The organism is Pontibacter sp. YIM B11418 (assembly GCF_059278805.1).
Window position 1 is genome coordinate 383,716 of the sequence record NZ_JCAEMH010000001.1, and the last position, 24,744, is coordinate 408,459.

Here is a 24,744-nt window from a genome sequence, read left to right on the forward strand (position 1 = left end):
TTTTGCGTAATTTTAACATCCCGGAAAAGGCTCCAGGTATAGGATCGCTATACCTGCGGGTCATTAGAAATTCATCATTCGTCATTACTAATTCTAGATAGTCTTGCCAGTTTTTTCGCACTTACACACCCATACACAGTACTCCCTGCTCGACGGACAGGCCAGCATCAGCGCGCTCATGAAAAAGGCGCAGGCCGATGGCATGCCCGCCGTTGCCATGACCGACCACGGCAACATGTTCGCCGCCTTCAACTTTGTGAACGAGGCCAACAAGTATAACGTGAAACCGATCGTAGGCTGCGAGTTTTACCTGGTGAAAGATCGTCACTTGAAGACCTTCACAAAGGAACAGAAAGACGTACGCCACCATCAGCTACTACTCGCTAAGGATCAGGAGGGCTATCAGAATCTGGCCAAACTTTGCTCACTTTCTTACATCGAGGGGATATACAGCAAGTGGCCGCGCATTGATAAGGAACTGTTGCTCAAGTATAGCAAAGGTCTGATTGCAACCAGCTGCTGCATTGGCGCCGAAGTGCCGCAGGCGATTTTGTGGAAAAGCGAAGAAGAAGCAGAAGAAATATTCAAGTGGTGGCTCGATGTGTTCGGTGAGGACTATTACATCGAAATTCAGCGCCACGGTTTGATGAACATCGACGGCACCGGCAAGAGCCAGGAGGACATCAACCAGGTGCTGCTGAAGTGGGCGAAGAAGTATAACTGCAAGGTCATCTGCACCAACGACTCGCATTACGTGGACCAGGAGGACTGGAACGCGCACGACATTTTGCTGTGCGTGAACACCGGCGAAGACCAGAGCACCCCAGTGGGCGACTTTACCACCAAATACTACCGCTTCCTGAGCGACGACCAGAAGGTGATCTACGACACCGTGGAAAACGTGCGCAACAAGTATAGCAACCACATGAACGTGCGCCAGATGCTGCAGCGCATTGATGAGGCCGGTCCGAAAACCCGTTTCGGTTTCCCGAACGACCAGTTCTACTTCAAGACGCAGGCCGAGATGAACCAACTGTTCCAGGACGTGCCGGAAGCTGTGGACAATACCAACGAGATCGTTGACAAGATCACGCCGCCAAAGCTGAAGCGCGATATTCTGTTGCCGAACTTCCCTATACCTCCGCAGCACGCCGATGCCGACGAGTTCCTGCGCCACCTCACCTACGAAGGCGCGGCCAAGCGCTACTCTGAGATTACGCCGGAAGTGACCGAGCGACTCGACTTTGAGCTGCACGTGATCAAGACGATGGGTTTTGCCGGTTACTTTTTGATCGTGCAGGACTTCATCAACCGTGGCCGCGACATGGGGGTGTTCGTGGGGCCGGGCCGTGGTTCGGCTGCCGGTTCGGCAGTGGCTTACTGCGTCGGTATCACCAACATCGACCCGATCAGGTATAACCTCCTCTTCGAACGATTCCTGAATCCGGAGCGTGTGTCCATGCCCGATATTGATATTGACTTTGACGACGTGAACCGCCAGCGCGTGATCGATTATGTGGTGGACAAGTATGGCAAAACGCAGGTGGCTCAGATCATCACCTTCGGCACGATGGCCGCCAAATCGTCTATCAAGGACGTGGCCCGTGCTACCTCCCTGCCGCTGGCCGAGGCCAACGAACTGGCCAAAATGGTACCGGAAGCACCGGGCACCACCCTGGCCAAGGCCTTTATAGAAAACCTGGAACTGGCCGCCATCCGCGAAGGGGAAGATGCGCGCGCTGCTGTACTGAGGCTGGCAGAAAAGCTGGAAGGCTCGGTGCGCAACACAGGTATACATGCGGCCGGCGTAATCATCGCTCCGGACGATATTACCAATTACATACCTGTTTCGACCTCCAAGGACTCCGACCTGCTCGTAACGCAGTTCGACGGCAAGGTGATCGAGAGCGCAGGTATGCTGAAGATGGACTTTTTGGGCCTGAAAACCCTGACCATCATCAAAGACGCCATGGAGCTCATCAAAAAGAACCATGGCGTGGAGATCGACATCGACAACATTCCGATCGACGACGAGAAAACCTACGAACTCTACCAGCGTGGCGACACGATCGGCACGTTCCAGTTCGAGTCGGAAGGTATGCGCATGTACCTCAAGGACTTGCAGCCGACCAACATTGAAGATTTGATTGCCATGAACGCCCTTTACCGTCCGGGCCCGATGCAGTTCATCCCAAACTTCATTAACCGCAAGCACGGCAAAGAGGAAGTGGAATACCCGCATGAGCTGCTCGAGCCAATCCTGAATTACTCATACGGGATCATGGTATACCAGGAGCAGATCATGCAGACGGCCCAGATTCTGGCTGGTTACTCATTGGGAGGTGCCGACTTGCTGCGCCGCGCCATGGGTAAGAAGGACATGAAAAAGATGGCCGAGGAGCGCGAGAAGTTTATTGCCGGTGCTGCAGAAATGCACAAGATCCCGGCAAAGAAAGCTTCGGAGGTATTCGACGTGATGGAGAAGTTCGCCCAGTACGGCTTCAACCGCTCCCACTCCGCCGCTTACTCTGTGGTAGCATATCAGACCGGCTACCTCAAGGCGCACTACCCGGCCGAGTATATGGCGGCGGTGCTGACCAACAACATGAACGACATCAAAAAGGTGACGTTCTTTATTGAAGAAGCCCGCAAACAAGGCGTGGCTGTGCTGGGTCCGGACGTGAATGAATCTTTGCTGAAGTTCAACGTGAACGAACAGGGGCAGATCCGTTTCGGTCTGGCCGCTATCAAAGGCACCGGCGAAGCAGCCGTAGACGCTATTATTTCAGAAAGAGAGAAGAACGGCCCCTACCAGGATATTTTCGACTTTGCAAAGCGCGTTAACCTGCGTGCCGTGAACAAGAAGACCTTTGAAAGCATGGCCCTGGCCGGAGCATTCGACTCGTGGGGACTTTACCACCGCGCCCAGCTGATGGAAGTGCCTGAAGGCGAGAACATCAGCTTGCTGGAGAAGGCTGTTAGGTATGGCAATAACTACCAGGCAGAGCAGCAGGCAGCGCAACAGTCGCTGTTCGGGGGCAGCGCCGCTGTAGCTTCCCCGCTTCCTAAGATACCGGAAGTACAGGTATGGACGCAGGCTGAAATGCTGCGCCGTGAGAAAGAAGTCGTAGGTTTCTACATCTCGGGCCACCCACTCGACCAGTTCAAGATGGAAATCGATTCCTACTGTACCTCTGCGCTGGCTGATATTGCCAATTATAAGAACAAGGACATCAACGTGGCCGGTATGGTTTCGGAGGTCGTGATCAGGACGGCGAAGAATGGTAACCCATTTGCGCTATTCTCCATCGAGGACTATGATACCACGCTGCAAATGGCGCTATTCGGCGAAGACTACATGAAGTTCCAGCCATACCTTCGCCAAGGGCTATACCTGTTCATTCGGGGCAAAGTGCAGTTGCGCTATCGTACCGAAGACCAGTGGGAACTCAAGCCAACCAACATACAGCTTTTAGGCGACGTGATGGACAAAATGGCGCAGGGCGTACAGTTGAACGTGAACCTGCAGCTCCTCACCCCGAACATAGCCGAGGCTTTGGAAGAAGCCATCGCGACCAGCCCAGGCCAGAAGCGACTGGAGATCACGCTTCACGTACCAGACGAAAAGCTGGTGCTGCCGACTTACTCCCGCAAGTACCGCGTCGATCCGAAAGTTTTCTTAGGACAGATCAAGGATTTGGGATTGGGTGAGTGTAAGCTGCTGTAATTGATTTGAAAATTTGGAGGTGGGGATTTAGAGATGAATCGCTCCTGTCTCTTTAGGTATAGGAAAGGTATGCTGCGGAACTGGCATACCTTTATTTGCAATCGCTGTAACTGCTCATTCGGACATCCGTGTCCGAATGCTTTCTGATGGGGACATCCATGTCCCCATCACACGCGGACGTGGACGTCCGCAACAGAGGGGGTTCGGACACAGATGTCCGAAACAGCAGCACATCATGTCTTGCAACAGCATTTCAATAAATAAGGTATAATCCCAGCATGCGACTCAAAAACAAAATTGTACCTGATGGTTTGTATTACTTGACCATGACAGTGGTAGATTGGGTTGATGTTTTTACTCGGCCCACTTACAAACATATCATAGTAGACACATTAAAATTCTGTCAGGAAAATAAGGGCCTCAAACTGTATGCATGGTGCCTGATGAGTAATCATTTACACATAATTGCAGCGGCTGATGAATGTAAAAACCTTTCTGATATCCTCCGGGATTTTAAAGGATATACCAGCCGGAAGATAGTAACCGCTATTCAGGAAGAGCCAGAAAGCCGTAGACAGTGGATGCTACATCGTTTTGAATTCTCAGCTAAGCCTAATCCCAAGGTGCGTCACTATAAACTTTGGCAAGATGGCAACCAAGCAAAGGAGATTCACAGCAACACATTCCTAGACCAAAAGCTGGAGTACATCCACCAAAACCCAGTACGGGCAGAGTGGGTTGATGAAGCAGAACACTATAGGTATAGCTCCGCAGCAAGCTATGCTAATTTGCCTGGATTACTACCAATTGAGTTGCCAGATTAGCGACAATCCCTCTCTCTACCATTCTGTCCCCTCCCATACTCACCCTTTTGAAACTTAATTCCGCAACATTTGTTTATACAAATAAATATACCCTCGGCTTGTAAATTCGTATGTATAAGTTCTAAATTTGCAGCGGGAATTGCCCGGGAACAGGACAGCTTGTCATACCCACCTAGTTTGGGCTTAAATTTGACAAGCTATAAAATGTTACTATATTTAAAACAGAGAATTTAACCAACAAAACGTTAAAGTTATGGCTAACAAAGCATTAGAAATCACTGACGCTAATTTTGATGAGATCATCAATTCAGATAAACCAGTATTGGTAGACTTTTGGGCAGAGTGGTGCGGTCCGTGCCGCATGGTAGGTCCGATCGTGGAAGAGCTGGCTGGCGAATACGAAGGCAAAGCCGTAATTGGCAAAGTAGACGTTGACGCGAACCCGCAGACTTCTGCCAAATTCGGTATCCGCAGCATCCCGACACTGCTCGTTTTCAAAAACGGACAGGTTGTGGACAAGCAGGTAGGCGCTGTACCTAAAAACGTACTGGCTGGTAAACTGGACGCTCAGATGGCCTAAGTACCGGTCTGATATTATCTAAACACGAAAGCCTTTCCACAACTGGAGAGGCTTTCGTGTTTAGGAATCCTTTTTAACAATACTGATGTTACCGCTCCGTTCCAGACAGCCGTACGCCACGTCTTTAGTATCTGTAACGCCTCCCACGCGCAGAGCTTCCTGCAGGTCATTTTCAGTCAGGTTAAGTTTTTTGAGCTCATCCTCCTGTACTTTTCCGTCTTTTATCAGACACACAGGATCGCCCTTAATAAAAGGCCCGAGGAAACCAGAAGTACTATAAGCCAGAAAGGCCAGAAATCGGTGCAGTAAAACCAGCGTAAGTGCAGCAGCTAGCGTGGGCCAGAAGGGAGAGTTGCCTGTGATGGCGCGGCTGAGGACTGAGCCATAGATGATACCCAACACGATATCGAAAGCGGTATGCTTTCCGAAAATGCGCTTGTTGCCGACCCGCATAATCAGCAAAGCCGCGATAAAAACAACCACCGCCCGGATAGACATTTGCCACCACGTGAGCGAGTCCGAGCCTATACCTAGAAGTGTATCCAGAAAATCGACCATACACTCCCAACGGGTAAAATTGCGGGAATGTTATTGGCCCATTACTGACACTCGCAGAGTTTCTTATCTAACTCGCAAAGCATGGCATAGTGTTGCTCTACTTCTTTCATCAGATTGATTAGCTGTTTGTTATAGCCCTGCACCTGTTGCAGGTGAGCGTTCTCGGGTGCGTTTTTAGCGAGCGCGTCCAGCTCTTTGATCGTGGCTGCAAACGAACTGCTCTTTTCACTCAGCTTGGCGTAGTACCGGTCCATGCCATTGTCGGAACTGGCCACAGCTACAGCCTGCAAGTTATTGTCGAAACACAGCCGCCAGCGCAGGTGGCGCAGCACCTGTTGTTCGGCTGCACTCTGCAGCTTGCCCATTTCATTTGTTTCTTCTTTGAGTTTAGAGTTTTCGTAACGCTTGTTATACTCGTTCACTGCATCGCGCACCTTGTCGCGGCAGCTCAGGCAGTTGCTTGTGTTGGCTTTGTCCTGCAGGGCGTTGCGCACAGACAGCGTTTCTTCAGAAGCCTGCGTATCTGTCAACTTCTTCACCTCTTTTTCGAATACTTCGCGGTATTGCATATCCTCCAGCCTCTTGGTCAGGCGCACGATGGCCTCTCCTTCCACTGAAGCAGACAGGTAATCGGCGCGCGGCAACTCCACTGACGACAGCTTAGCCAGCGCCGCTTCACGTTTGGCCGGTGTGTCCCATGCTTTCGGATTGTTCTCGAGCTCCTGCAGCGTGTTCACCAGCACCTTGGCATTTTTCAGGTTGTGGTCGGCGTCTAGGTATAGGTCGGCGTTGGCCAGTATCGACTCGTATTCCGACCGGAAGATGTTCATATACGTCGTGTTCTTCTCAAACTCCTTTTCGCGGGCCTCAAAAGCGGTTTTCAGGCGCTTGCACTCCTGCATGATTCCAAACAGGTTTTTCGCGTTGATTTCCGGGCTATTATTGCGATAGTTGAGTCGGTAGGCATTTAGGTTCTGCTTCATCTCAGCGAATATGCGCAGAAACTCTACGTACAGCTTCTCCTGGCGGTACGTTTCGTCGTTCATCAGCTTGGTGTCGTAGGCCGTCTGGATCTTCTGCTTGCGCTTCTCGATCAGGTCCATGGTCACCTCATCGCCGGTCAGCACATCCACTTTATAAAGCGACTTGTAATTGGCCACCACAATATAAGGATACTCTTTATACCCGATGGCATCCTCTATTTGCTTTCGGTCCAGCTTGCTCGAGTTCTTGCTGAGGTAATCGGCCAGTTTGGCTGGCTTTAAAGTAACGGTTTTCACACTGCCCGGCACGAAAACGTATACCTTCACCGAATGCAGACGCGTGTCAAAATCCTGCCCTTCGTACAGACGTATGGTCGAACTGAACTTATACTCTTTCTTCTTGGCGCGTGAGTTGAGCAGGTTACCAAACTCCCCTACCAACGACATCACTGCCACCGATGGGTTAGTTAAATTAGATAAACTCACGAGTTGGCTAGCCACCAGGTTGAACACCTGGTCCCCGTCCTGGTTGGTAACAGCCTTAGCGTTGATGGCCGCATCGATGCTGCTCTGGGCAGAAGTCAGCGGCATTTTGTCGATGATGCGCACCACTTCCAGATGATCACTTACCTGAGTATGGTACTCTTTCTTGTCGGTGTTGATCTGAAAGTTGAAGAGCGGGTATACGATCTGGTCGTTGCCGAAGAGCTTCAGATTTTTGAGCTGCGCCGTGATGAACAGATACTCCAGTTCGTAAGCGTAATTCTTCTTGCTTTTCTTCTTCACCCCCGACTCCAACTCGTTGAGTACACGGTTAAACTGACCACCATTATAGAGGTAAATATCGGTGGAGAGGTATTGCCACTCGTCCGAAAATTCAAATTTATCGTTGTAACTGTAACCCAGTCTGGTTTCGATGTTCTGCTGGGCAAAGGCCTGCTGGCATAGCAAAAGGGCCATCGCAAAAAGGGAGAAAATTTTCTTCATAAAATACGTATAGCCGTTACAGCGGCAGATTCAGGTATAGCTTTTGCTTCTGAACCTAACGTTAAGACTCGAAATTAAGTGCCTTACCGGTTTGCTAAATTACCTATCTGACAAGATTATTTTAAAATAAAACGAGTACAAAAACCATGTTCAGAGTACTATTCGTGGCGGTGGCCATTCTCTTATTTCATAGTGCAACACAACCCGCTGCTGCGCAAGCTTCTTACGAACACAGTGGCTCTTCCGAAACGATGTCAGAAGATCAGAAAGTCCAGAAACTGATCGAATACATCCGCACCCTGCAAGGTGCCACCTTTATACGCGACAACAGCGAATTTGCACCTGAAAAGGCTGCAGAGCACTTGTATTCAAAATGGAAAAAGCACGCCTCAAAAATTAAAACAGCGGAAGGGTTCGTTACAGAACTGGCTACTCAGTCTTCGTCTGGCACGCCTTACAGCATCCGGTTTGCCGACGGCTCCACCAGTACCACCCGCGATGTGCTACTTCGCCAGCTGAGCACGCTGGTTGCCCAATAGGCCATAATATTGTACAATAACAGGTATAAGTATAGCCGTGGCTGAATACTATACTTGAACGTGGTCATCGTCGTTACGTATCTATGACGACAAACCTGATCCCAATGCTACAGTTACTTGAAGAGTCGCGGGAAGAGCTGGTTGCTTTTCGCCTGGCTGGCAGTGTAGACCGCCATGACTATGAAGTGATGTTGCCGATACTGGAAGAGAAAATCAAACAGTACGGCAAGATACGGGTGTATGCCGAGTTGCAGGATGCCGAAGAAATTTCGCTGCAGGCGCTTTGGGAAGACCTGAAATTTGACTTCCGCCACGCAGGCGACTTCAGAAAAGTTGCGCTCGTCGGTAACCGCAAATGGCTGGACTGGCTCACTGTGATGGCAAGCCCTTTTACTACGGCAAAAATAAGGCACTTTGAAGTACTGGAACGCGACAAAGCATTGGAATGGGTTCGAAGGGATGATGAGTAAAAATCAAGCATACCTGCAGCATTCTAACCGTTCCTCCTTTACATACACAGTAGCCATTACCTGAGTAACAAGCCAAACCGCTTTTCTGTTTATTCAATCTCTATTGGCCCAATCTCCCTGCTCCCCTGTTACAAAAACAAAACATTTATCAGTCCGGTTGCGTCTTATATAGCTTAAGTATAATATTCGCTCTGAAATTGAGGCCATCGAGGAATGGAATTGAACCGGATTATACTTACGTGCCTCATTTCTCGTTTTGTACCATAGTTGCCGGTAAAAATCAATTACAAACAACCTGATCAATAAACACCCTAACACACATGAAATCTAATTTCACGAAAGTATCCCTGTCATTTCTTCTATGTGGCGCCCTCATGTCATCATGCGTTTCCTCTAAAAAGTACGACGAGCTGAAAGCCAGCAAAGAGGCCCTGGAACGCGAGCAGGCCGCCAGCCGCGAAAAAGAAAAGGAATTAAGTAATACACTGCGCGCGCGTGAGCAGAAACTGACTGAATTGGAGCGTGCTATGAACGACCAGAAAAAAATACTGGACGATCTGCGCAACGAAGTAAATACTGCGCTGGCCGGCTTTAACCAGGGCGACCTGAGCGTGAATATCAAGGACGGCAAGGTATATGTGTCTATGTCTGATAAGCTTTTGTTTGCCACTGGCAGCACAAAAGTGAACAACACGGGTAAGGAAGCCCTCGACCAATTGGTGGATGTGCTGAAGAAAAATCAGAGCGTAGGCGTGATGGTAGAGGGCCACACCGATGACGTGGAAGTCCGACCAGGCACGAAGGATATCGCTGACAACTGGGACCTGAGCGTGCTGCGTGCAACCGAAATTACCCGCCTGATGGCCAAGCGTGGGCTGTCACCTGACCGCATCACACCGGCCGGACGCGCCTTCTTCCAGCCGATTGACACAGGTCGCACGCCTGCCGCCAAGGCCAAGAACCGCCGCACAGAAATCATCCTGACACCTGACTTCACGGAGATCTACAAGATCCTGGGCATCCAGTCAATGAAATAATCCCTATACCTCATACATTAGAAAAGGCCGCTGCTCCTATCGATCAGCGGCCTTTTCTATACCTGCTAATTGAGTGCTATACCTGCAAGTTTAGTCTGCTATACCTTTGCCCAGCACTTTAGCCTGCTCTATTGCCAGAAATAGCTCTTTGGCGTGCTGTGAGCCGATCAGGACAGGCTGCTGGTTGTAAAAGCGCAGCAGTACGCCTTCCCTGCCCGACGTGCTGTACGCCTTGCCTTTTGCTCCCCATCGTATTCCCCAGCCGCCGTACTCACGGATCGGGTCATACGTTACCTTCTCAAAATCGCGCACAGTATGCAAGGGTATACGCACCGGTTTCAGATGGAAAGGCCGGAAACGCACCTGCAGCACACCTGGCATTACTTCTGTGGTCAGGGTCATCCAGTAGAAAAAGAAAGGCAAACCGAAGCCGATCAGGGCCGTCATAATACTCAGCGGCACATCCGACACAGGCCGGTTGCCGAAAGTGCCACCCAGCAGCACCTGGTACACAAAACCTGCTAACATGATGGCAGCCAGACCCAGCAGCAGCGCCCATAGCCAGAACTGCGTGAACCGTTGCTTTTCCCGGAACAAGATGTGTTGCTCTTCCATCTATACCTATACCTTACAGAAATAGCCGCCCCGTTTGTGAGCGGAACGGCTATACCTTTCAGTCATTTTTATGATTAGCCAATCGCCTGCTCCAGGTCGGCCAGCAGGTCCTCGATGTCTTCTATACCTACACTCAGGCGGATCAGCGAGTCGCTCAGGCCAGCCTTCAGGCGTTCGGCGCTAGGTATACTGGCGTGCGTCATAGAGGCAGGATGCCCGCAAAGCGATTCCACACCACCCAGCGACTCGGCCAAAGAAAAGTACTTGAAGCGCTCCAGCGCAGCGATGGCGTCTTCCATCCGGTCGCCTTTCAGCACGAACGACACCATGCCACCGTATGAGCGCATCTGTTCCTTAGCTACACGGTGGCCCGGATGATCTTCCAGGCCAGGCCAGTATACCTTCTCTACCTTGTCGTGGTTCTTGAGGTACTGGGCTACGGCGCGGCCGTTTTCGCAGTGGCGCTCCATACGGATATGCAGCGTTTTGATGCCACGCAACACCAGGAAGCAGTCCTGCGGACCTGGGGTGCCACCACAGGCGTTCTGGATAAAAGCCAGTTTCTCATGCAACGCGTCATCCTTCACAATCACGGCACCCATTACCACATCCGAATGTCCGGCCATGTACTTGGTAAGCGAGTGCATCACAATGTCGGCGCCCAGGTCGAGGGGCGTTTGCAGGAACGGGGTGGCGAAGGTGTTGTCGGCTACCAGCAGCAGGTTGTGCTTTTTGGCGATGGCGGCGCAACCTTTGATGTCGATGATGTTGAGCAGCGGGTTGGTGGGCGTCTCCACCCAGATCATGCGGGTGTTTTCGTTCACCAGTGCCTCAACCTTGCTCAGGTCGCTCATGTCAGTGAAGTGAAACTTGAGGCCGTAGTTCTGGAATATTTTGGTGAAGATGCGGTAGCTTCCGCCATACAGGTCATTAGTCGAGATCACTTCGTCGCCTGGCTTCAGCATTTTGATGATGGCATCGATGGCCGCCATACCTGAAGCGAAACAAAGGCCATGCTTCCCGTTCTCCAACTCCGCCAGCGCATTTTGCAGGGCCGTGCGCGTTGGGTTATGCGTGCGCGAATACTCGTAACCCTTGTGATCGCCCGGCGAACGCTGTACATAAGTGGAGGTCTGGTAGATGGGCGTCATGATAGCGCCTGTGGTTGGGTCCGGCTCCACGCCGGCATGTATAGCTTTTGTTCCGAATTTCATATTATCTATTTTATGGATAAATGGTTTGACACAAGTTAATAAATTTACCTTTCAGGAGTTGAATGAATCAGGGAGCTTAGTGCTTCACAGCACCTAACGTGAAAATTTTATTAGCTGTACCGTAATCTACGTATACGTTCAGAAATTCTTGCCTGCAAGTCTCTATCTTTGACTAAAACACCTACTATGCCTAAACTGTCCATGCTGCGGACTTTTATACGGGAAAACGCGCCTTCGTTTATTTCTATGCTGCTGTTGGTCATCGTGCCACTGGTAGTAAGTTCCTCGGCTGCTGTATACCTCTACCAGAACGAAACCCTGCTACAGGACTTGAGCTGGCCACAGATGCTCTTATACTTCGTCGTGATCTCTATTACCATGTCACTGGCCCTCACCCCGACTACCTTTGTGGCGCTGGTGAGTGGTTTTTACTTGGGTTGGCCTGGTTTTGCGGGTGTGGTGGTGTCTTATGGCATCGCTTCGCTCATCGGCTATACCTTAGCGCGGCTTATCGACCATGGCAAAATGATGTCCTTCCTGAATCGCTTCGAGAAGACGATGTACCTCATGCAGGAACTGCGTGACCAGAGCTGGGGGCTGATCTTTCTGACGCGCATTTCGCCGGTGCTTCCTTTCGCGCTGATGAATTTTGTGCTCTCGTTGCTGCAGGTAGACAAGACACGGTTCTTCCTGGCAAGCATTGTGGGGATGCTGCCGCGTACACTTTTCTTTTTTTGGGTGGGAACGCAGGCCAGCGACGTTATAAAATTATTGCAGGACCCCGGCAGCAACAAGGGAAGTCAGCTGCTGATGATCGCACTGGTAATCATATCCATAGGTGGCTTATACTTTATTTTTGACCACGCCCTGAAGCGGGCGCTGCGGAAAGCGACGGCAAAAAGTTGAGAAAAATTCGCTTTAGGGCTTGCATGGCAAGAAAAAAGGCCTTTACTTTGCATCACCATAACGGAAAAATGGTCACGTAGCTCAACTGGATAGAGCATCTGACTACGAATCAGAAGGTTAGGGGTTCGACTCCCTTCGCGACCACATCACTTTAAGATAAGAGCTTCTAAATCAAGTATTTAGAAGCTCTTTTTCATTTCCGCGGTACACTATACGGTACACTTTGCTAAGTTTTATATAAGTCTCGCTTTAAAACATTCGTATCAAGCTTAGGAGGCTAATCCATTCGAATTATCTTTTCTTAGTTTTACTCTTCTATGTAATTCAAAGACATCATATCCTAGTACTGCTAAAGCAAAAGCCATTTCTCTTGGCTCCAAAATTATTTTTTGATTCTCGATATCCTGAATGTAGCTCAAAGGAGATTGCATTCTTAAAGCTAAATCGTTCTGCGAAAACCCTTTTTCTTTTCTAAGCTTGATAAGCTCATCTATCATTAGATCGTAGTAATCATATCCGTTTCCCATAAACAAATATGATGAACGCTTACGATTAACGCAAAAGAGGATACCACAATTCTTTGCAGTACCCTCTCAAACTTACTATTCAGTATTCTTTATAGAAGAAGCTTACGATTAATTAAAGATTGCCTATTCTGAAAAGATAAAGCTTGTGTAAAGTATCTCCCATCACTATAAGACTTCTCTCCTCTCTGTTTCTCCTAACATAAATCAATATCTCATCTAGCTATCAAGCTTGTAATGAATCCTATCTGTAGTGTCATCATCCATTATCTGCTTAATTTTTAAATGCTCTCTCTTTGAAGACACAAACGATATATCTATTTCGTACATCCTTGATCCCAAAGCAGCTCGCATTCCTTTTTCTGTAAAGTTAAGTCCTTCAAACTCATCTAACTTAATTTCATAAACGTCAGCATTTGCATAGTCCCTGTCTCCTGCTATAGATACTGGAATCAAATGAATCTGCACATATCCCCTATCCTTAAAATTTACCGCATTGATAATCAAATATCGACTACCTCTGTCATTGTATAAATGGTAGCTTGTGCGATAAAAAGGAGTATTTGTCGATTCAGTGGTACCTTCATCCTTTAGGACATCCATATACCTTATATACCTGAATTCCTTAGAGCCTGCCTTGTCTACCCAGGATTCATAACCTAAATTCATTTTCTGACCAAATGAATCGCTATAAACGAAAAGAAGCGATGTTAAAATGACCAAGAAGTAAAGTGATTTTTTCATTCCATTAAAGTTTTGTTTACACAGTAAATATACCTTTGAATATATAAATAACACATATATGTGTTAACAAAACTTCTGTAATCTCTCCTTCTTGCTTTGTGACTAGAGTAAGAGACGAGTTTATTATTAAGTCTGTTGGAGAGAATATCCGCCAGATTAGAATTTCTAAGAGCTTATCCCAAGAAGAAGTCGCTTATGCAGCTGATATTCCGGTTAATCAGATTGGAAGAATAGAGCGAGGAGAGATCAACCCTACAATCAGTACCCTTTATGTTATTTCTAAAGCTCTCAGTACTTCGTTAGCCTTTATTGTTACAGTAGTAGAGAAGCCTTGATCTTTTACTTATTGCCAGACTACTTTTTTAGCGTTTCTGAGCGACTTAAAACGTCAACTTGAGAAGTTATCGTTTAACTTTCTTCTCTTGTTTTAAAGCTGCTGAAATTGCGTTAAAATGTATTGTTTGTTCTTCTTTCATAATCAATACCTTTTTACTATTCGATTGCTATTGATTATTATCTTATCTCCCACTAAGTATCACTCTTGAATTCTTTTATTCTTACTGACTTCTGAATTCTTTTATTCTTACTGACTTCCTCTTAATCCTTGTTCTCACCCCTATTTCAACCCTATTCACATCCTTTGTCGAAGCATCTTGACCCACTTTAACAAACATTTCTATCCTTAACATACACTATCTTAAAAATTGACTGGGTAGTGTATAGTGCAAATTAGCATCGAGAGATGCCTTAAGCTCACTAAATACTGCCTTGCTCTCTTCTTTTACTTTCTTGCCCATTCGCTTCTCAGGATTAGCAGACATTACTAAATCATACAAGTAATAAGTGCTGTTAACATAAAAGCTTTCCTTGAGCAACTCTGAAACTAAAGGTTCGTGTTTAAGATGTTTCCTAAAAAGATCTGAAGCGTGTATACCTAGTTTATATTTACCTATAATTCTTGATTCAATTCGCACACAATTTTCCTTATTATAAAAGAATAGCACTCTACCTGATTTAGGCAATTCTAGGGCTGTATGGTAGTATACTCCACCCTTTCTTACAGTACAGCCTTTGAAATATGGAGGTTGCCGCAAGTGCTCTGAAAATGCTTTAGCATTGATTGAGCTAATAACATTGTTAGTCACATCAAGTCTTGAAGTGCCAAATTCAGAGAAGTCTAATCCTAACAACTCGGATATCATATCAACAGCTTCAATTGCTTCATTAATACCAGCAAGCTCCATATTATTACCGCCAAACAAGAGCTTTGGAATACTAAAAGATATACAAGTCATACCGTTGGGAAACGATAAATGTATATCTGCATTATTATAACTGTATTTATAGCCTTCATTGCGCTTGAATTCTCTGTTTAACCTTAAGCCTAAGTCTTTACTATAATCTTTTTGCTGAAACGCTCTAAGCGTATCGTATCCATAGTTGTACATACACAGAGAGTGGCATCAGCAGCGTTAAAGCCACTGATGCACCTTTACAGTCCTAGAAATGATTGATTAAAGCGAGTTGCTAAACGGAAGATCATCCGTGTCCCCTTGATTCAGGAACATCTCAAGCTGTTCTGCTGTGTATAAGCACTTTCTCCCAGCACCTGGCTTAAGTGGCACCAGTTTGCCAGATACCATCCAATTGTGAAGAGTGGTTTTAGATACCCCAAGCTTTTTAGCTAATTCGCTTCTTGTGTAAAGCTTCTTTTCGCTGATAGACTCTTCTACAGTCTTCTTGATGTATGGGCGTAACTTAAATAGCTCTATTGCGATAATTGAGCTAATGATTTCTGAAAGCTGCTCTGTAGTAAGCTGTACTAATAATTTGTTTGTGTTATTTTGTTCTTGGAACATAAAACTTGTGATTTTAAGGTTTTAAATGTTCCGTTCTGTGGGTAGCTCTGCTTTCAAAGCTATTATAAGCTACCCTTTACGATCTTTTTGAAGATTTACTAGATTAGATACACTATCGTAAATCTAGCTGCTACTTAGGTTGGTACGTGCTATCGTAGTTTTCCTGTAGGTTTTTTATCATAGCTTCTATTTCTGGCCTATCGTCTAAACCGTTGTAAGCGATTGCACTTAGCACCAGGTTGTAGAAGTAGTGTACACAATTATCATAGAAGCTCTCCGTCAAAATTTCTGAGACCTGTGAGTTGTGACCTAGATGTTTTCTTATTTGTCCTTGAACACTTGCATAACCACCACTAGTGAATCTAGCTTCAACTCGTAAACCCCCACCTGTCTTATAGAATATCAGAAGTCGTGTTGAAGTAGTTTCAGCCCTTCCATTATGAAATACTATACTATTCTGACGTATAGTAAAACCTGCAAATCTTAAGGGTCTACGAAGTAAATCTCTGTATAATTCTAGACTACCTAAGCAAGTGAAATTACTAGTAATATCAAGCCTGGATATGTTGAAGCTTGAGAAATCTCTGCCGATAAGAATGCTTAAAAGCTCTACTGCTCTTTTAGTATCTTCTGGTGTTGCTATTCTAGTTCTGTCCTTGTACAAAAGCTTTGGTATGCTGAACTCGATGCAAGTTACCTTGGTATACTTGGGGAAAGTAAAAATAATTTCTGCATTGTTGTGGACGTATATCCACCCTTTGCCCCTAACATGCTGAAGCTTAAGCCTTGACTTAAGCTCAACAGATAAGTCCTCCTTTACATAGCCTTTAATGCATCGATACCCTATGCCTGCTAGACCAAGTGATGCCTTTGAAGAAATGTAAGAAACATAGAGCTGTTCAGAGCTAAATTGGTTATTTGCTCCCTGATCTGAAACTAACTGTACTGAATTTTGGTTTTTGTTTGAATGTAACATAAGATTAATTTATAAAATAGTTAGACTTTGGAATTTTACACTAAATAATTCCATTTGTGTAGGCGTGCTTTACCCCTACTTTACAGTCTATCTGAGCAGCTATTACTGCCCTATTTTACGATCTTTTGTTAAAGCCTGAATTGATGCTTTAACTTATGTTACGGTCTTTTTGCTATCGCTTTGAATTGCTCTAGCTGAATTGTCTGATGCAAATGTAAGCAAGGTTTTTTAAGCTGCAATAGTCATGTTGTTAGTTTTTTTGATAAATTTTTCAAAAGTTTCTGCTTTGTATTTGGCGTCAGACATATCGATGTAACGCTTGAACGACTTGTAATCTGAGTGACCTGAGCATTCCATCACCAGTTCCGCCGGCATACCTGCCTTAAGCGCTTTGGTTATAAACGTTTTTCTCATACAATGTGAGGTAAGCATTTTCCACTTTGGTAATGTCTCCACGATTATCTGTTGACCGCCTTGCGTTTTTGTCTTGTTAAGCTTCTGGTCAATTTTCGCTCTTCTACCTAATTCCTTCAGATGCTTGTTAAACTTTACGTCTGAAATTGTTGGAAGCAGAGTCTCAAAACGTCCTTCGTACTTGCTAATAACTGCTAATGCTTCATTATCGATTATCGGAACTGACAGAGGTTTTAAGCGATGTTTTCTTGTTTTCTTAGGCAAATACTCGATGAAACATCTTCCCTCCTTACGAACCACGTTTCCCCGCTTTAAAACAAGTAAGTCTGATACCCTTGCTCCTACAGCTGCTCCTACGATAAATATATCTCTCACCTGCTGTAGCTTTTCGCTGTCGCTCAAGTCTACATCTACAAGCTTTCTGTACTCGTCGTCATTCAGTGTAATGATAAGTTCATCCTCTGGCTTCAGAACCTTAAACTTCCTGTAAGCCTCGTTTTTATGCAGACCTTCCTCCTGTGCCCACTTCAAAAATACTTTCAAAGACTTTACAGTGTTACCTATTGTACTGTCCTCCAAGCCTATGATTACTTTCTTCTTCTCTAAGTATGTGTACCTGTATGTAAAAAAGCTTACAAAGTCATTGTAAAACTCTTTTGTCATCGAATCAAACGTCAGCACTACATTTTTGCTGTTCTGATATATCTCTAGATGTTTAACTACAACTTTATATCTAGCTACTGTGGTACTTACTACCCGTTCAGTTGGAGAAGCCTTTAGATGTTTTGCTTCGATGAAATCCTGCTGAAAGTACTCTAGTAACGTTTTTTCTTTTCTTTGGTCTTTTACTAAATGTTGTTTGAGCTGATCTCTGAACTGTTTCGGCGGTAGTACGACACCTTTCATTTTGTTCTGGAGATATAAGCTGTTTAACTCATCTTCTAAATAATCAAGGTACTTGTTCTGACCCTGTTGTGATGATTGAGCTTTAAACCTTTGTTTACCTACATCCCATACTTTCTTCTCTAGAGCAATTAGTCCAGTGTTGTAAACCAAAAGGTATCCATCATACCTTGCCCTTAATTCAACATACGTTTTCTCTTCTTTGGCTTTTTTTGTTCGGGCTGCCGCCTTGTCCTTGGTTGCCTTACCTTTTAGATAAAAGTTGCTTATCATAATGTACAATTTTTTAGTGTTGACATTTTGAACGTTGGGATGTTTCATTTAGTTAATGTTCCCCTATCTTTCCTCTTTCCCCACTTTCTAGGAGTATTCAATATCCACATTTAGATAAAGAGACATTTAAAACACTCCTTTTTAATCCTATTTCACTTGTAAGAGTTAGTAGAAGCAACCTTCACATAAAAAAATGAGATAGAAAAGACATCTTTCTATTTAATTAAATATGAAGTAGATACACGGTTATAAAACAAAAAGCCTGCTCATAAGAAGCAGGCTTTGCATTAGTATCTATACAATTTGATAATTTATGTCTTTAGAGAAGCTTCTGAAGCAATTTCCTGTAAGTAGGACTTAGTTGCCATTTCGAATTTAACCATCGATTCTACTAGAAAATCAGTTATCGCAGGCCAATCATTCTTATTTCTATAATCAAAGCCTTCTTTCTTATATTCGATAATATTTTTCTTCCGGTTCTCTTCTTTACTCCAATTCAAAGTATGCCCAAAAGCTGCTTCTATCTGCGAGCGTCTCTTTAGCATACTATGAAATATGCTATCGTTTTCGGCTTTAATTGCTCTCTGGATATTAAAAGACACCGAAGCTGATTTCCAATTAACCGTAAAAACATATGGGCAATTACCTATTCCGGAACTTGCAATAATGTATGGCTCATTGCTTGGCTTAGCATTTTTAAAAAGGTCGCTCTTTTTATTAAACTCACCTAAAAGCTGTTGCCAAAACTCTTTCCTTATTCCATTTCGCTGAATACTATCTTCCCGTGATTGCGCCTGATCTTGAGCTTTCTTTGCTACTTTAATTGTGTAATCCTCAGCGTCACGCAGAGGTATAATCTGCTCTATACTTAAGAATGCTTGCCCCTGAACATTATAGGGTGTTACCCGGTGGCACTGAATTTTGATACCGTAATTAAGGGGCCATAATACCGTAGAGGTTACTTCCTTACGAAACTTTGCAGCTACAAGGATTATGCGGAGGCTATTCCCAATATTTAGCTTTTCTTCATAATCCTCAGTCTTGAAAAACTGGTACAGATTTTCTTCTGCTTTCTGATCAACAGAATTGTCGTCTAAATAATCTTGATAAATGCTTTTTATATCACTTCCACTTAAGGTCGAGCAGTAAGAAGCATATTTTAGAGCTTGCCAAGTTACATCCCTTCCAGAATCATCAAGCTTATTTTCGATCACTACAAGATTGTAGTTTTTATCGAGTGCTAGTAAGTCTAATCTTTCCAGTGTGTCATCAAAATCACTAAACTCCTTTTGTATGATAAGCAATTCCTCTCCAAGTGCTTCTGGATTTTTAGCTATCCATTCCTGTAAATGATGTCTTTCACTAAACCTTAACTCACTAAATGATGAGGTCTCGACCTTTTCAATACTATTCGTATCTGTTTTGATTAAATACATTAATTTAAAGTAGTTAAATAGCTTTCAATATCAGCAGATGCATAATGCAGTGTATTTGCTCTAAATCAAAATGCTTCTTATTCGGCTTCTACAGATGATTCTTTCACAGTCTTCTTTGCCTTACTTTTCTTCTCCTTCGCAAATAAACCTGCTGTATACTTTTCATACAGCTCAAACAGGAACTCCATACGCTTAGCTTCTGACACGAAAGGCTGAGGGCGGTAACATAGATCAACTGCTTTATCTAAATCCTGATGTGCTTTAACAAGTGCAGGCGGCATTGTAAGAGGGTCGTATAGATCTGCTAAGGAACTATCTGGAAACAGAGCACGGGCATCTAAAATGCTTTGAGCGGCTTGTTCTACAGCTTTGATTTGCTTTTCACTTGGGCTTTCAGGCCAAGGATAGTTATTGTATACAATATCTTTTGAGTACCTATAATCACTCTTAATCCGACCACAAGTATGCTTAACCCAAGTCATATGCATAGTTGATGACAAAACTCCAAAATGAAATAACTCTCCATAAGGAATTATTTGGCAGCTGTTATTAGCTATATCATTCTTGCCAAAGAATCCGAGCGGTATATATTTTCTATTCTCTGAGGTGTGTGCAGGTATTAATATATAGCTGTCAGGATTTTTTAAATCTCTGAATTGAGAAGGTCTTAATGCAAGTCTTCTAGCTCCTTCATCTATGCTTGACTCTCTGACCTCCTTTACTTTTTTAATTCTTTCTAATACAAGAGGCATTTCTCTTAACTCTGTCGGTGAAGCGTCTACTAGCCATAAACACCAGCGATTTTCACCATGAAGAAACTCTCTAGCGCTTATCAACGGTTTGAATAAAGCTAACGCTTTAGGCTCTTTTTTAATAAATTCCTCTTTTTCTAAATCCGTAAATAATAAGTATCCTCCATCTACTGGCTTATTCCCCCAAGCCATTTGTGGTATGTTAGAAATTGGCATGCTCCGGCCCTGTATGAGCGTGTCGCTCCCATCTATAAGGTATGGGTTTATGTTCTTAACCTTTATCTCGTGTGGTTCAGCCTTAATATTTTCATACTCATAAACATACTTATCGACTACATCATAATTAGCAAAGCCAATTATCACTACATGCACTGCTGCATTCCCTCTTGCTTCATTACTCCAACTAAAAGTGCGGTGTGCAAAATGAATTTTTACATTGTATTTATTGAATAGCTCATTCCAAATAATTCCTGTTTGCTCACCTTGAGCAATAGAGTTGGTAGAAACGAAAGCTACTTTAACCTTAGTACCTTGAATAAATTGTGCTGCTTTAATGTACCAACCTGCTACATAGTCCAACAATCCTACTCCTTTTACACCTGCAAAAACCTTATTCATATCAGCTTTCTGGTGAGTATTCTGCAAATGTTTCCCTATGAAGGGTGGGTTTCCTAAAATGTAGGAAAGTTCATTTTTAGATACTACAGCCTGCCAATCAACCTGCAAAGCATTACCAACAGTTATATTAGCCGATTTTTTTAATGGCAGTCGCGCAAAGTATTGGCCGAACTCCTCACTAATGAGCATGTTCATTTGATGGTCTATTAACCACATGGCAACCTCAGCAATACGGGCCGGAAACTCCTCGTACTCTATGCCATACACCATATCCACATCAAGCCAGATAATATCACTCACATTCAGGAAGCCTTGCCCGCTCCTATTTATAGCCCGCAGGATTTCTATTTCAAGTAAGCGCAATTCACGGTAAGTTATAATCAGGAAATTTCCGCAACCGCAGGCAGGGTCCAGGAACTTAAGGGAGCTTAGTTTCTTGTGGAATTCTGGAAGCTTGTTACGATTCGATTTGATGCTCTCAAACTCCTGCCAAAGCTCATCTAAGAAGAGCGGTTTTATAAGCTTAAGGATGTTCTTTTCTGATGTATAGTGAGCCCCCAAGTTCCTACGTTCCTTAGGATTCATTACACTCTGAAACAGAGAGCCGAAAACAGCCGGAGAAATTTTGCTCCAGTCCAGACCGCAACACTCTAACAGTAAAGCACGCATAGTGCTATCAAAAGCGGCATATGGCAAATGCTCCTCAAACAGTTTCCCGTTTACATACGGAAACATGGTGAGATGCTCATCTATGTTCTTTAGGCGCTTATCTATAGGCGTATTCAGGATATAGAACAACTGAGACAAATGAGCAGCCAAATCAGAGCCATCCTCAGCGGTTTTCTGCTCTATGTAGTCCTGAAACAAGCGCTTCTCAAAGATGCTTGTATCCTCAGCAAATAGGCAGAACAGAATACGCACCAGATATACCTCCAACGCGTGCCCCTCATACCCTATAGCCTTTAGCTGATCGTGCAGCTTGCCCATACGTTCAGCTGCCTCCACGTTTACAGGGTCTTCACTCTTATACACTTTGGTTTGATACCCCAGCATATAACCAAAAAGCCTTACGTTCTTGTAAAGGTCTTTAAGCAAAAACTCCTGTTGTGTGTTTTCCTCTAGATCATAAAGCCTAAACCGCTCAAAATCTGATACGAGTATATAACGAGGTAACTCATACTCTTTTAAACCGGGGAAATAGCCTAAGGCTTGCTGGTAAGCTTTGTCTAAGTTCTTTCCCTTAGACTTCATTTCAATCAGTATTACCCCTTTCCAGAGCAGGTCTATATACCCGTCTGATTGGCTTAGTTTCTTTACTTTGTGCTCGAATGTGGAAACGCGCTTACTACTAATACCGAACACGTTGAAGAACTCAATCAGGAAAGGTTTTGCATCTGCCTCTTCCCTTACAGTATCCTGCCACTCTTTAGAGAATCTAACGGCTCGGTCTTTAATCTCATTCCAGCTTAATGCCATAGTTAATGTGCTTTCAAGTCTTCAAGATAGATATTAATTAAGTAAAATATTAGAAAAAGTAAGTACCGAGTGAAACGTTACAAAGGGAGCGTGTCTAATAGAAATAGTAAAATTAATTAATAGCATATAGTACTATTTAAGTTACCTATTCTGAATCATTCTAATATTTAAAAAAATATTAACATAAAAAACTATACCAATACCTATTCTTTCATATATTGTACGAGTCTAATATTTATTTATAGTTTGCATATAGCTTTATCTGCTCTAGCAGCGATCTTTAGTAATCTCTATCAAAGACGGGTTTATAGTTGATAATAATCAACCAAGATTCATGAACTCTAACTATTAATTCATAGCTGAATTAGAATCTTATAGGCATTAAGAAAACATTCAAAATGGAAGAAAAAGAAATTTGGGTAGGTAGCCCTTCGCAATGGACAAATCTGGGTTTCTATCTAGTTTGTATTCCTTTAACAGCTGTTATTGGATTAGGACTGGTAATGGCTCTGTGGAGATTTCTGACAACTAAGTTTCATAAGTTTGAAATTACTGATCAGAGAATAATTGAACATAAGGGTGTTCTTTCCAAGACAACTGACGAATTAGAGCTTTATAGAGTAAAAGATGTAAGACAAGAACAACCATTCTTGCTACGATTAGTAGGCCTTTCTACTATCTTATTATCTGCTACCGATAAAACGCATTCTGTTATTATGATCAAAGGCATTCCGAATGGAAAAGAGCTGCGGGAGGAATTAAGAAGCGCAATCGAAATAAGAAGAGATAAGAAGAAAGTAAGGGAGGTTGACTATCAATTATAATGTCCATAAGCTATTTCTTGTTAGCACCTTTTAAAAATAATCTGTAATAATCACGAATAGAAAAGGGAAGCGAAGAGCTTCCCTTTTCTTGTTTAGCTTATGTTACCATTAAATCAAACATCCTGAGTGAGAGCTTCAAAAAATTACTGCTCTCAAATACATCTTAAAGATGTACAGGTACCTTTTTTATACTAACGCTTGGTTGCTTATATACTTTGTCCTCATAGCGCGGAGTAACTATTGCTTGGTTGTATTGCTTATTCTCATAAGTTTTCTTAACCATTACAGCAACAATCCTTACGTTTACTATTATTTCATTATGGAAATTGTCATTATGAAGTCCAAGAAAAACAGTACCCTGTAGAGGGAATTCTTTTTTGCCATAGCCAGAAACTCCATTGCCCTTGTCAAGGAACCTCCACCCTCCTCCATCGTGATTCCTAATAAACATTTCAGCGCTGGCTTGATTTTCCAAAAAGTAATACGCGACATTACTTCCAGCATTTCCCGTTGGCAAAAACGAAAACTGGTTAAGAGCGAAACCAATAAGAGGATTACCCACTGCATTCGCTAAAGTTCCTAAAGCCTTCATATAAGTAGCTTTATTAGCTTCGAAAGCTTGATGGCCTTCCTGGCCTACTCCTATCCAGTATGCCCATGAAACCACTTCTCGTGTTTCTAAAGCAGAAGCATAATTCTGAGGCAATGTTATGTATACGAGTGACTCACTAGGCTTCCCTGCTGAAGTTTGAGCAGCAACCTGCTCATTCTTGTTAAGAATATCTTCAACTATCGTTTCAGTCTTTACCAACTCTTTCTTATTGACGAGCTTGTATGTAGTATCATAAGCAATAAGCTCTTTTTTCGAAACAGCAGTAAAGGTCGTATCAGTAATTTCTTTCCAAGAGATATTAGTATTGAAAGCATTAGTCTCTTCTTTGGCTGGAAGCCTGCTAATTTTAACTGAACCTACTCGTTGCGCTAAAGCTGAGTTAGTGAATCTGAAAAGATAGATTCCTCTCTTATTTATTTTTAAATTCTTTGCCACCTCCTTTACTTCATATCCGGAATACTTAACATTTGATGGATACTCAATAATTTCGATTTGCTTGATGCCTTTTTTACTTATGTCTTTGTAATTAAATACAAGCTCATCCCCCTCCTCAAAGCCATAATAAAATTCTTGTGTGCTGAGAGATGGCACCTTAACAGACAAGTCAGCTACTTCGATAGGGGTTTGCTGGGCAAACAAGCAGCATGGCATTAGGAGTAAAAATAGGATTGCAGTAAAAGTTGATTTCATATAGCGAGGTTAGTCTGTATTCAAAACTAACAATTAACTACATAATATATATAACAACGTATATATTTAATACTAGATTCTCTTTTAATATAATCCATAAGCAGAACCACGGTTCCTTCTAGTTTAAAGATATTGTTCCCGATGGTTAAGCCTAATAAAAGAGGAAAGTGAGAATTGCTATTTTAATGAAGGAATGAAATCT

The 24,744-nt window shown here is 43.9% G+C and carries 22 protein-coding genes and 1 tRNA gene; 10 read left to right on the top strand and 13 right to left on the bottom strand.

The genetic code is table 11. From position 1 onward, the window contains the following. The first annotated feature begins 103 nt into the window (after window positions 1–103). From dnaE to trxA, 3 genes are all read left to right on the top strand, one after another. Window positions 104–3,727, top strand: a complete 3,624-nt coding sequence (dnaE, locus tag AC4QZR_RS01640; protein ID WP_494479367.1) for a DNA polymerase III subunit alpha — start codon at window positions 104–106, stop codon at window positions 3,725–3,727. 278 nt (window positions 3,728–4,005) lie between these two features. Further along, window positions 4,006–4,551 (top strand): REP-associated tyrosine transposase, encoded by a 546-nt coding sequence (locus tag AC4QZR_RS01645; RefSeq protein ID WP_494479368.1) that lies wholly within the window; start codon window positions 4,006–4,008, stop codon window positions 4,549–4,551. A 253-nt stretch (window positions 4,552–4,804) separates the two neighbouring features. After that, the gene (gene trxA, locus AC4QZR_RS01650; RefSeq protein ID WP_076669473.1) at window positions 4,805–5,131 is read left to right on the top strand and encodes a thioredoxin; all 327 of its coding nucleotides are present in this window, start codon (window positions 4,805–4,807) and stop codon (window positions 5,129–5,131) included. A 60-nt stretch (window positions 5,132–5,191) separates the two neighbouring features. Here trxA and AC4QZR_RS01655 read toward each other — a convergent pair whose 3' ends face one another. Further along, window positions 5,192–5,689 carry a DUF421 domain-containing protein gene (locus AC4QZR_RS01655; RefSeq protein WP_494479369.1) on the bottom strand — a complete coding sequence of 166 codons (498 nt, stop codon included), beginning with the start codon at window positions 5,687–5,689 and terminating at the stop codon, window positions 5,192–5,194. A gap of 41 nt (window positions 5,690–5,730) precedes the next feature. Further along, window positions 5,731–7,659 (bottom strand): hypothetical protein, encoded by a 1,929-nt coding sequence (locus AC4QZR_RS01660; RefSeq protein WP_494479370.1) that lies wholly within the window; start codon window positions 7,657–7,659, stop codon window positions 5,731–5,733. 146 nt (window positions 7,660–7,805) lie between these two features. Between AC4QZR_RS01660 and AC4QZR_RS01665 the strand changes: the two genes are divergently transcribed. From AC4QZR_RS01665 to AC4QZR_RS01675, 3 genes are all read left to right on the top strand, one after another. Beyond that, window positions 7,806–8,198, top strand: coding sequence for a DUF5329 family protein (locus tag AC4QZR_RS01665; RefSeq protein WP_494479371.1), 393 nt, complete (start codon window positions 7,806–7,808; stop codon window positions 8,196–8,198). A gap of 104 nt (window positions 8,199–8,302) precedes the next feature. Beyond that, the gene (locus AC4QZR_RS01670) at window positions 8,303–8,668 is read left to right on the top strand and encodes a SpoIIAA family protein (protein ID WP_494479372.1); all 366 of its coding nucleotides are present in this window, start codon (window positions 8,303–8,305) and stop codon (window positions 8,666–8,668) included. Between the two features lie 320 nt (window positions 8,669–8,988). Beyond that, complete coding sequence (locus tag AC4QZR_RS01675; protein WP_253400766.1) at window positions 8,989–9,705, top strand: OmpA family protein; 717 nt, start codon at window positions 8,989–8,991, stop codon at window positions 9,703–9,705. Window positions 9,706–9,795: 90 nt separating this feature from the next. Here the strand turns inward: AC4QZR_RS01675 and AC4QZR_RS01680 are convergent, their stop codons facing one another. Next, the gene (locus tag AC4QZR_RS01680) at window positions 9,796–10,320 is read right to left on the bottom strand and encodes a DUF6141 family protein (protein ID WP_494479373.1); all 525 of its coding nucleotides are present in this window, start codon (window positions 10,318–10,320) and stop codon (window positions 9,796–9,798) included. A 74-nt stretch (window positions 10,321–10,394) separates the two neighbouring features. Then, window positions 10,395–11,534, bottom strand: coding sequence for a cystathionine gamma-synthase (locus AC4QZR_RS01685; protein ID WP_494479374.1), 1,140 nt, complete (start codon window positions 11,532–11,534; stop codon window positions 10,395–10,397). Between the two features lie 186 nt (window positions 11,535–11,720). On the opposite strand from AC4QZR_RS01685, the gene AC4QZR_RS01690 reads away from it, so the two are divergent. Both AC4QZR_RS01690 and AC4QZR_RS01695 read left to right on the top strand, forming a co-directional pair. Beyond that, a complete protein-coding gene (locus AC4QZR_RS01690; protein WP_494479375.1) occupies window positions 11,721–12,440 on the top strand; it encodes a TVP38/TMEM64 family protein in 720 nt (239 codons plus the stop codon). Between the two features lie 70 nt (window positions 12,441–12,510). After that, window positions 12,511–12,584: transfer RNA gene (locus AC4QZR_RS01695), tRNA-Arg, on the top strand. A 125-nt stretch (window positions 12,585–12,709) separates the two neighbouring features. Here AC4QZR_RS01695 and AC4QZR_RS01700 read toward each other — a convergent pair. Next, the gene (locus AC4QZR_RS01700) at window positions 12,710–12,967 is read right to left on the bottom strand and encodes a helix-turn-helix domain-containing protein (protein WP_494479376.1); all 258 of its coding nucleotides are present in this window, start codon (window positions 12,965–12,967) and stop codon (window positions 12,710–12,712) included. A gap of 216 nt (window positions 12,968–13,183) precedes the next feature. Further along, window positions 13,184–13,708, bottom strand: coding sequence for a hypothetical protein (locus AC4QZR_RS01705; protein ID WP_494479377.1), 525 nt, complete (start codon window positions 13,706–13,708; stop codon window positions 13,184–13,186). A gap of 98 nt (window positions 13,709–13,806) precedes the next feature. Between AC4QZR_RS01705 and AC4QZR_RS01710 the strand changes: the two genes are divergently transcribed. After that, window positions 13,807–14,043: a helix-turn-helix domain-containing protein gene (locus AC4QZR_RS01710; protein WP_494479378.1), complete on the top strand. Its 237-nt coding sequence runs from the start codon at window positions 13,807–13,809 to the stop codon at window positions 14,041–14,043. A gap of 357 nt (window positions 14,044–14,400) precedes the next feature. Here the strand turns inward: AC4QZR_RS01710 and AC4QZR_RS01715 are convergent, their stop codons facing one another. The 6 genes from AC4QZR_RS01715 to AC4QZR_RS01740 all read right to left on the bottom strand — a co-directional run bounded on the left by AC4QZR_RS01715 (window position 14,401) and on the right by AC4QZR_RS01740 (window position 22,415). Continuing rightward, on the bottom strand, window positions 14,401–15,156 hold the full coding sequence (locus AC4QZR_RS01715; RefSeq protein WP_494479379.1) for a hypothetical protein: 756 nt from the start codon (window positions 15,154–15,156) through the stop codon (window positions 14,401–14,403). Between the two features lie 66 nt (window positions 15,157–15,222). After that, window positions 15,223–15,567, bottom strand: a complete 345-nt coding sequence (locus AC4QZR_RS01720; RefSeq protein ID WP_494479380.1) for a helix-turn-helix domain-containing protein — start codon at window positions 15,565–15,567, stop codon at window positions 15,223–15,225. Window positions 15,568–15,697: 130 nt separating this feature from the next. Next, on the bottom strand, window positions 15,698–16,543 hold the full coding sequence (locus AC4QZR_RS01725; RefSeq protein WP_494479381.1) for a hypothetical protein: 846 nt from the start codon (window positions 16,541–16,543) through the stop codon (window positions 15,698–15,700). Window positions 16,544–16,771: 228 nt separating this feature from the next. Further along, on the bottom strand, window positions 16,772–18,133 hold the full coding sequence (locus AC4QZR_RS01730; protein WP_494479382.1) for a tyrosine-type recombinase/integrase: 1,362 nt from the start codon (window positions 18,131–18,133) through the stop codon (window positions 16,772–16,774). A 311-nt stretch (window positions 18,134–18,444) separates the two neighbouring features. Continuing rightward, window positions 18,445–19,569, bottom strand: a complete 1,125-nt coding sequence (locus AC4QZR_RS01735) for a DUF4268 domain-containing protein (RefSeq protein ID WP_494479383.1) — start codon at window positions 19,567–19,569, stop codon at window positions 18,445–18,447. Window positions 19,570–19,646: 77 nt separating this feature from the next. After that, window positions 19,647–22,415 carry a class I SAM-dependent DNA methyltransferase gene (locus tag AC4QZR_RS01740; RefSeq protein WP_494479384.1) on the bottom strand — a complete coding sequence of 923 codons (2,769 nt, stop codon included), beginning with the start codon at window positions 22,413–22,415 and terminating at the stop codon, window positions 19,647–19,649. A gap of 398 nt (window positions 22,416–22,813) precedes the next feature. On the opposite strand from AC4QZR_RS01740, the gene AC4QZR_RS01745 reads away from it, so the two are divergent. Continuing rightward, window positions 22,814–23,239: a PH domain-containing protein gene (locus tag AC4QZR_RS01745; protein WP_494479385.1), complete on the top strand. Its 426-nt coding sequence runs from the start codon at window positions 22,814–22,816 to the stop codon at window positions 23,237–23,239. 163 nt (window positions 23,240–23,402) lie between these two features. On the opposite strand, the gene AC4QZR_RS01750 is transcribed toward AC4QZR_RS01745, so the two are convergent. Continuing rightward, entirely contained in the window at window positions 23,403–24,542 is a 1,140-nt protein-coding gene (locus AC4QZR_RS01750) for a hypothetical protein (RefSeq protein ID WP_494479386.1), read from the bottom strand. Window positions 24,543–24,744: the final 202 nt, after the last annotated feature.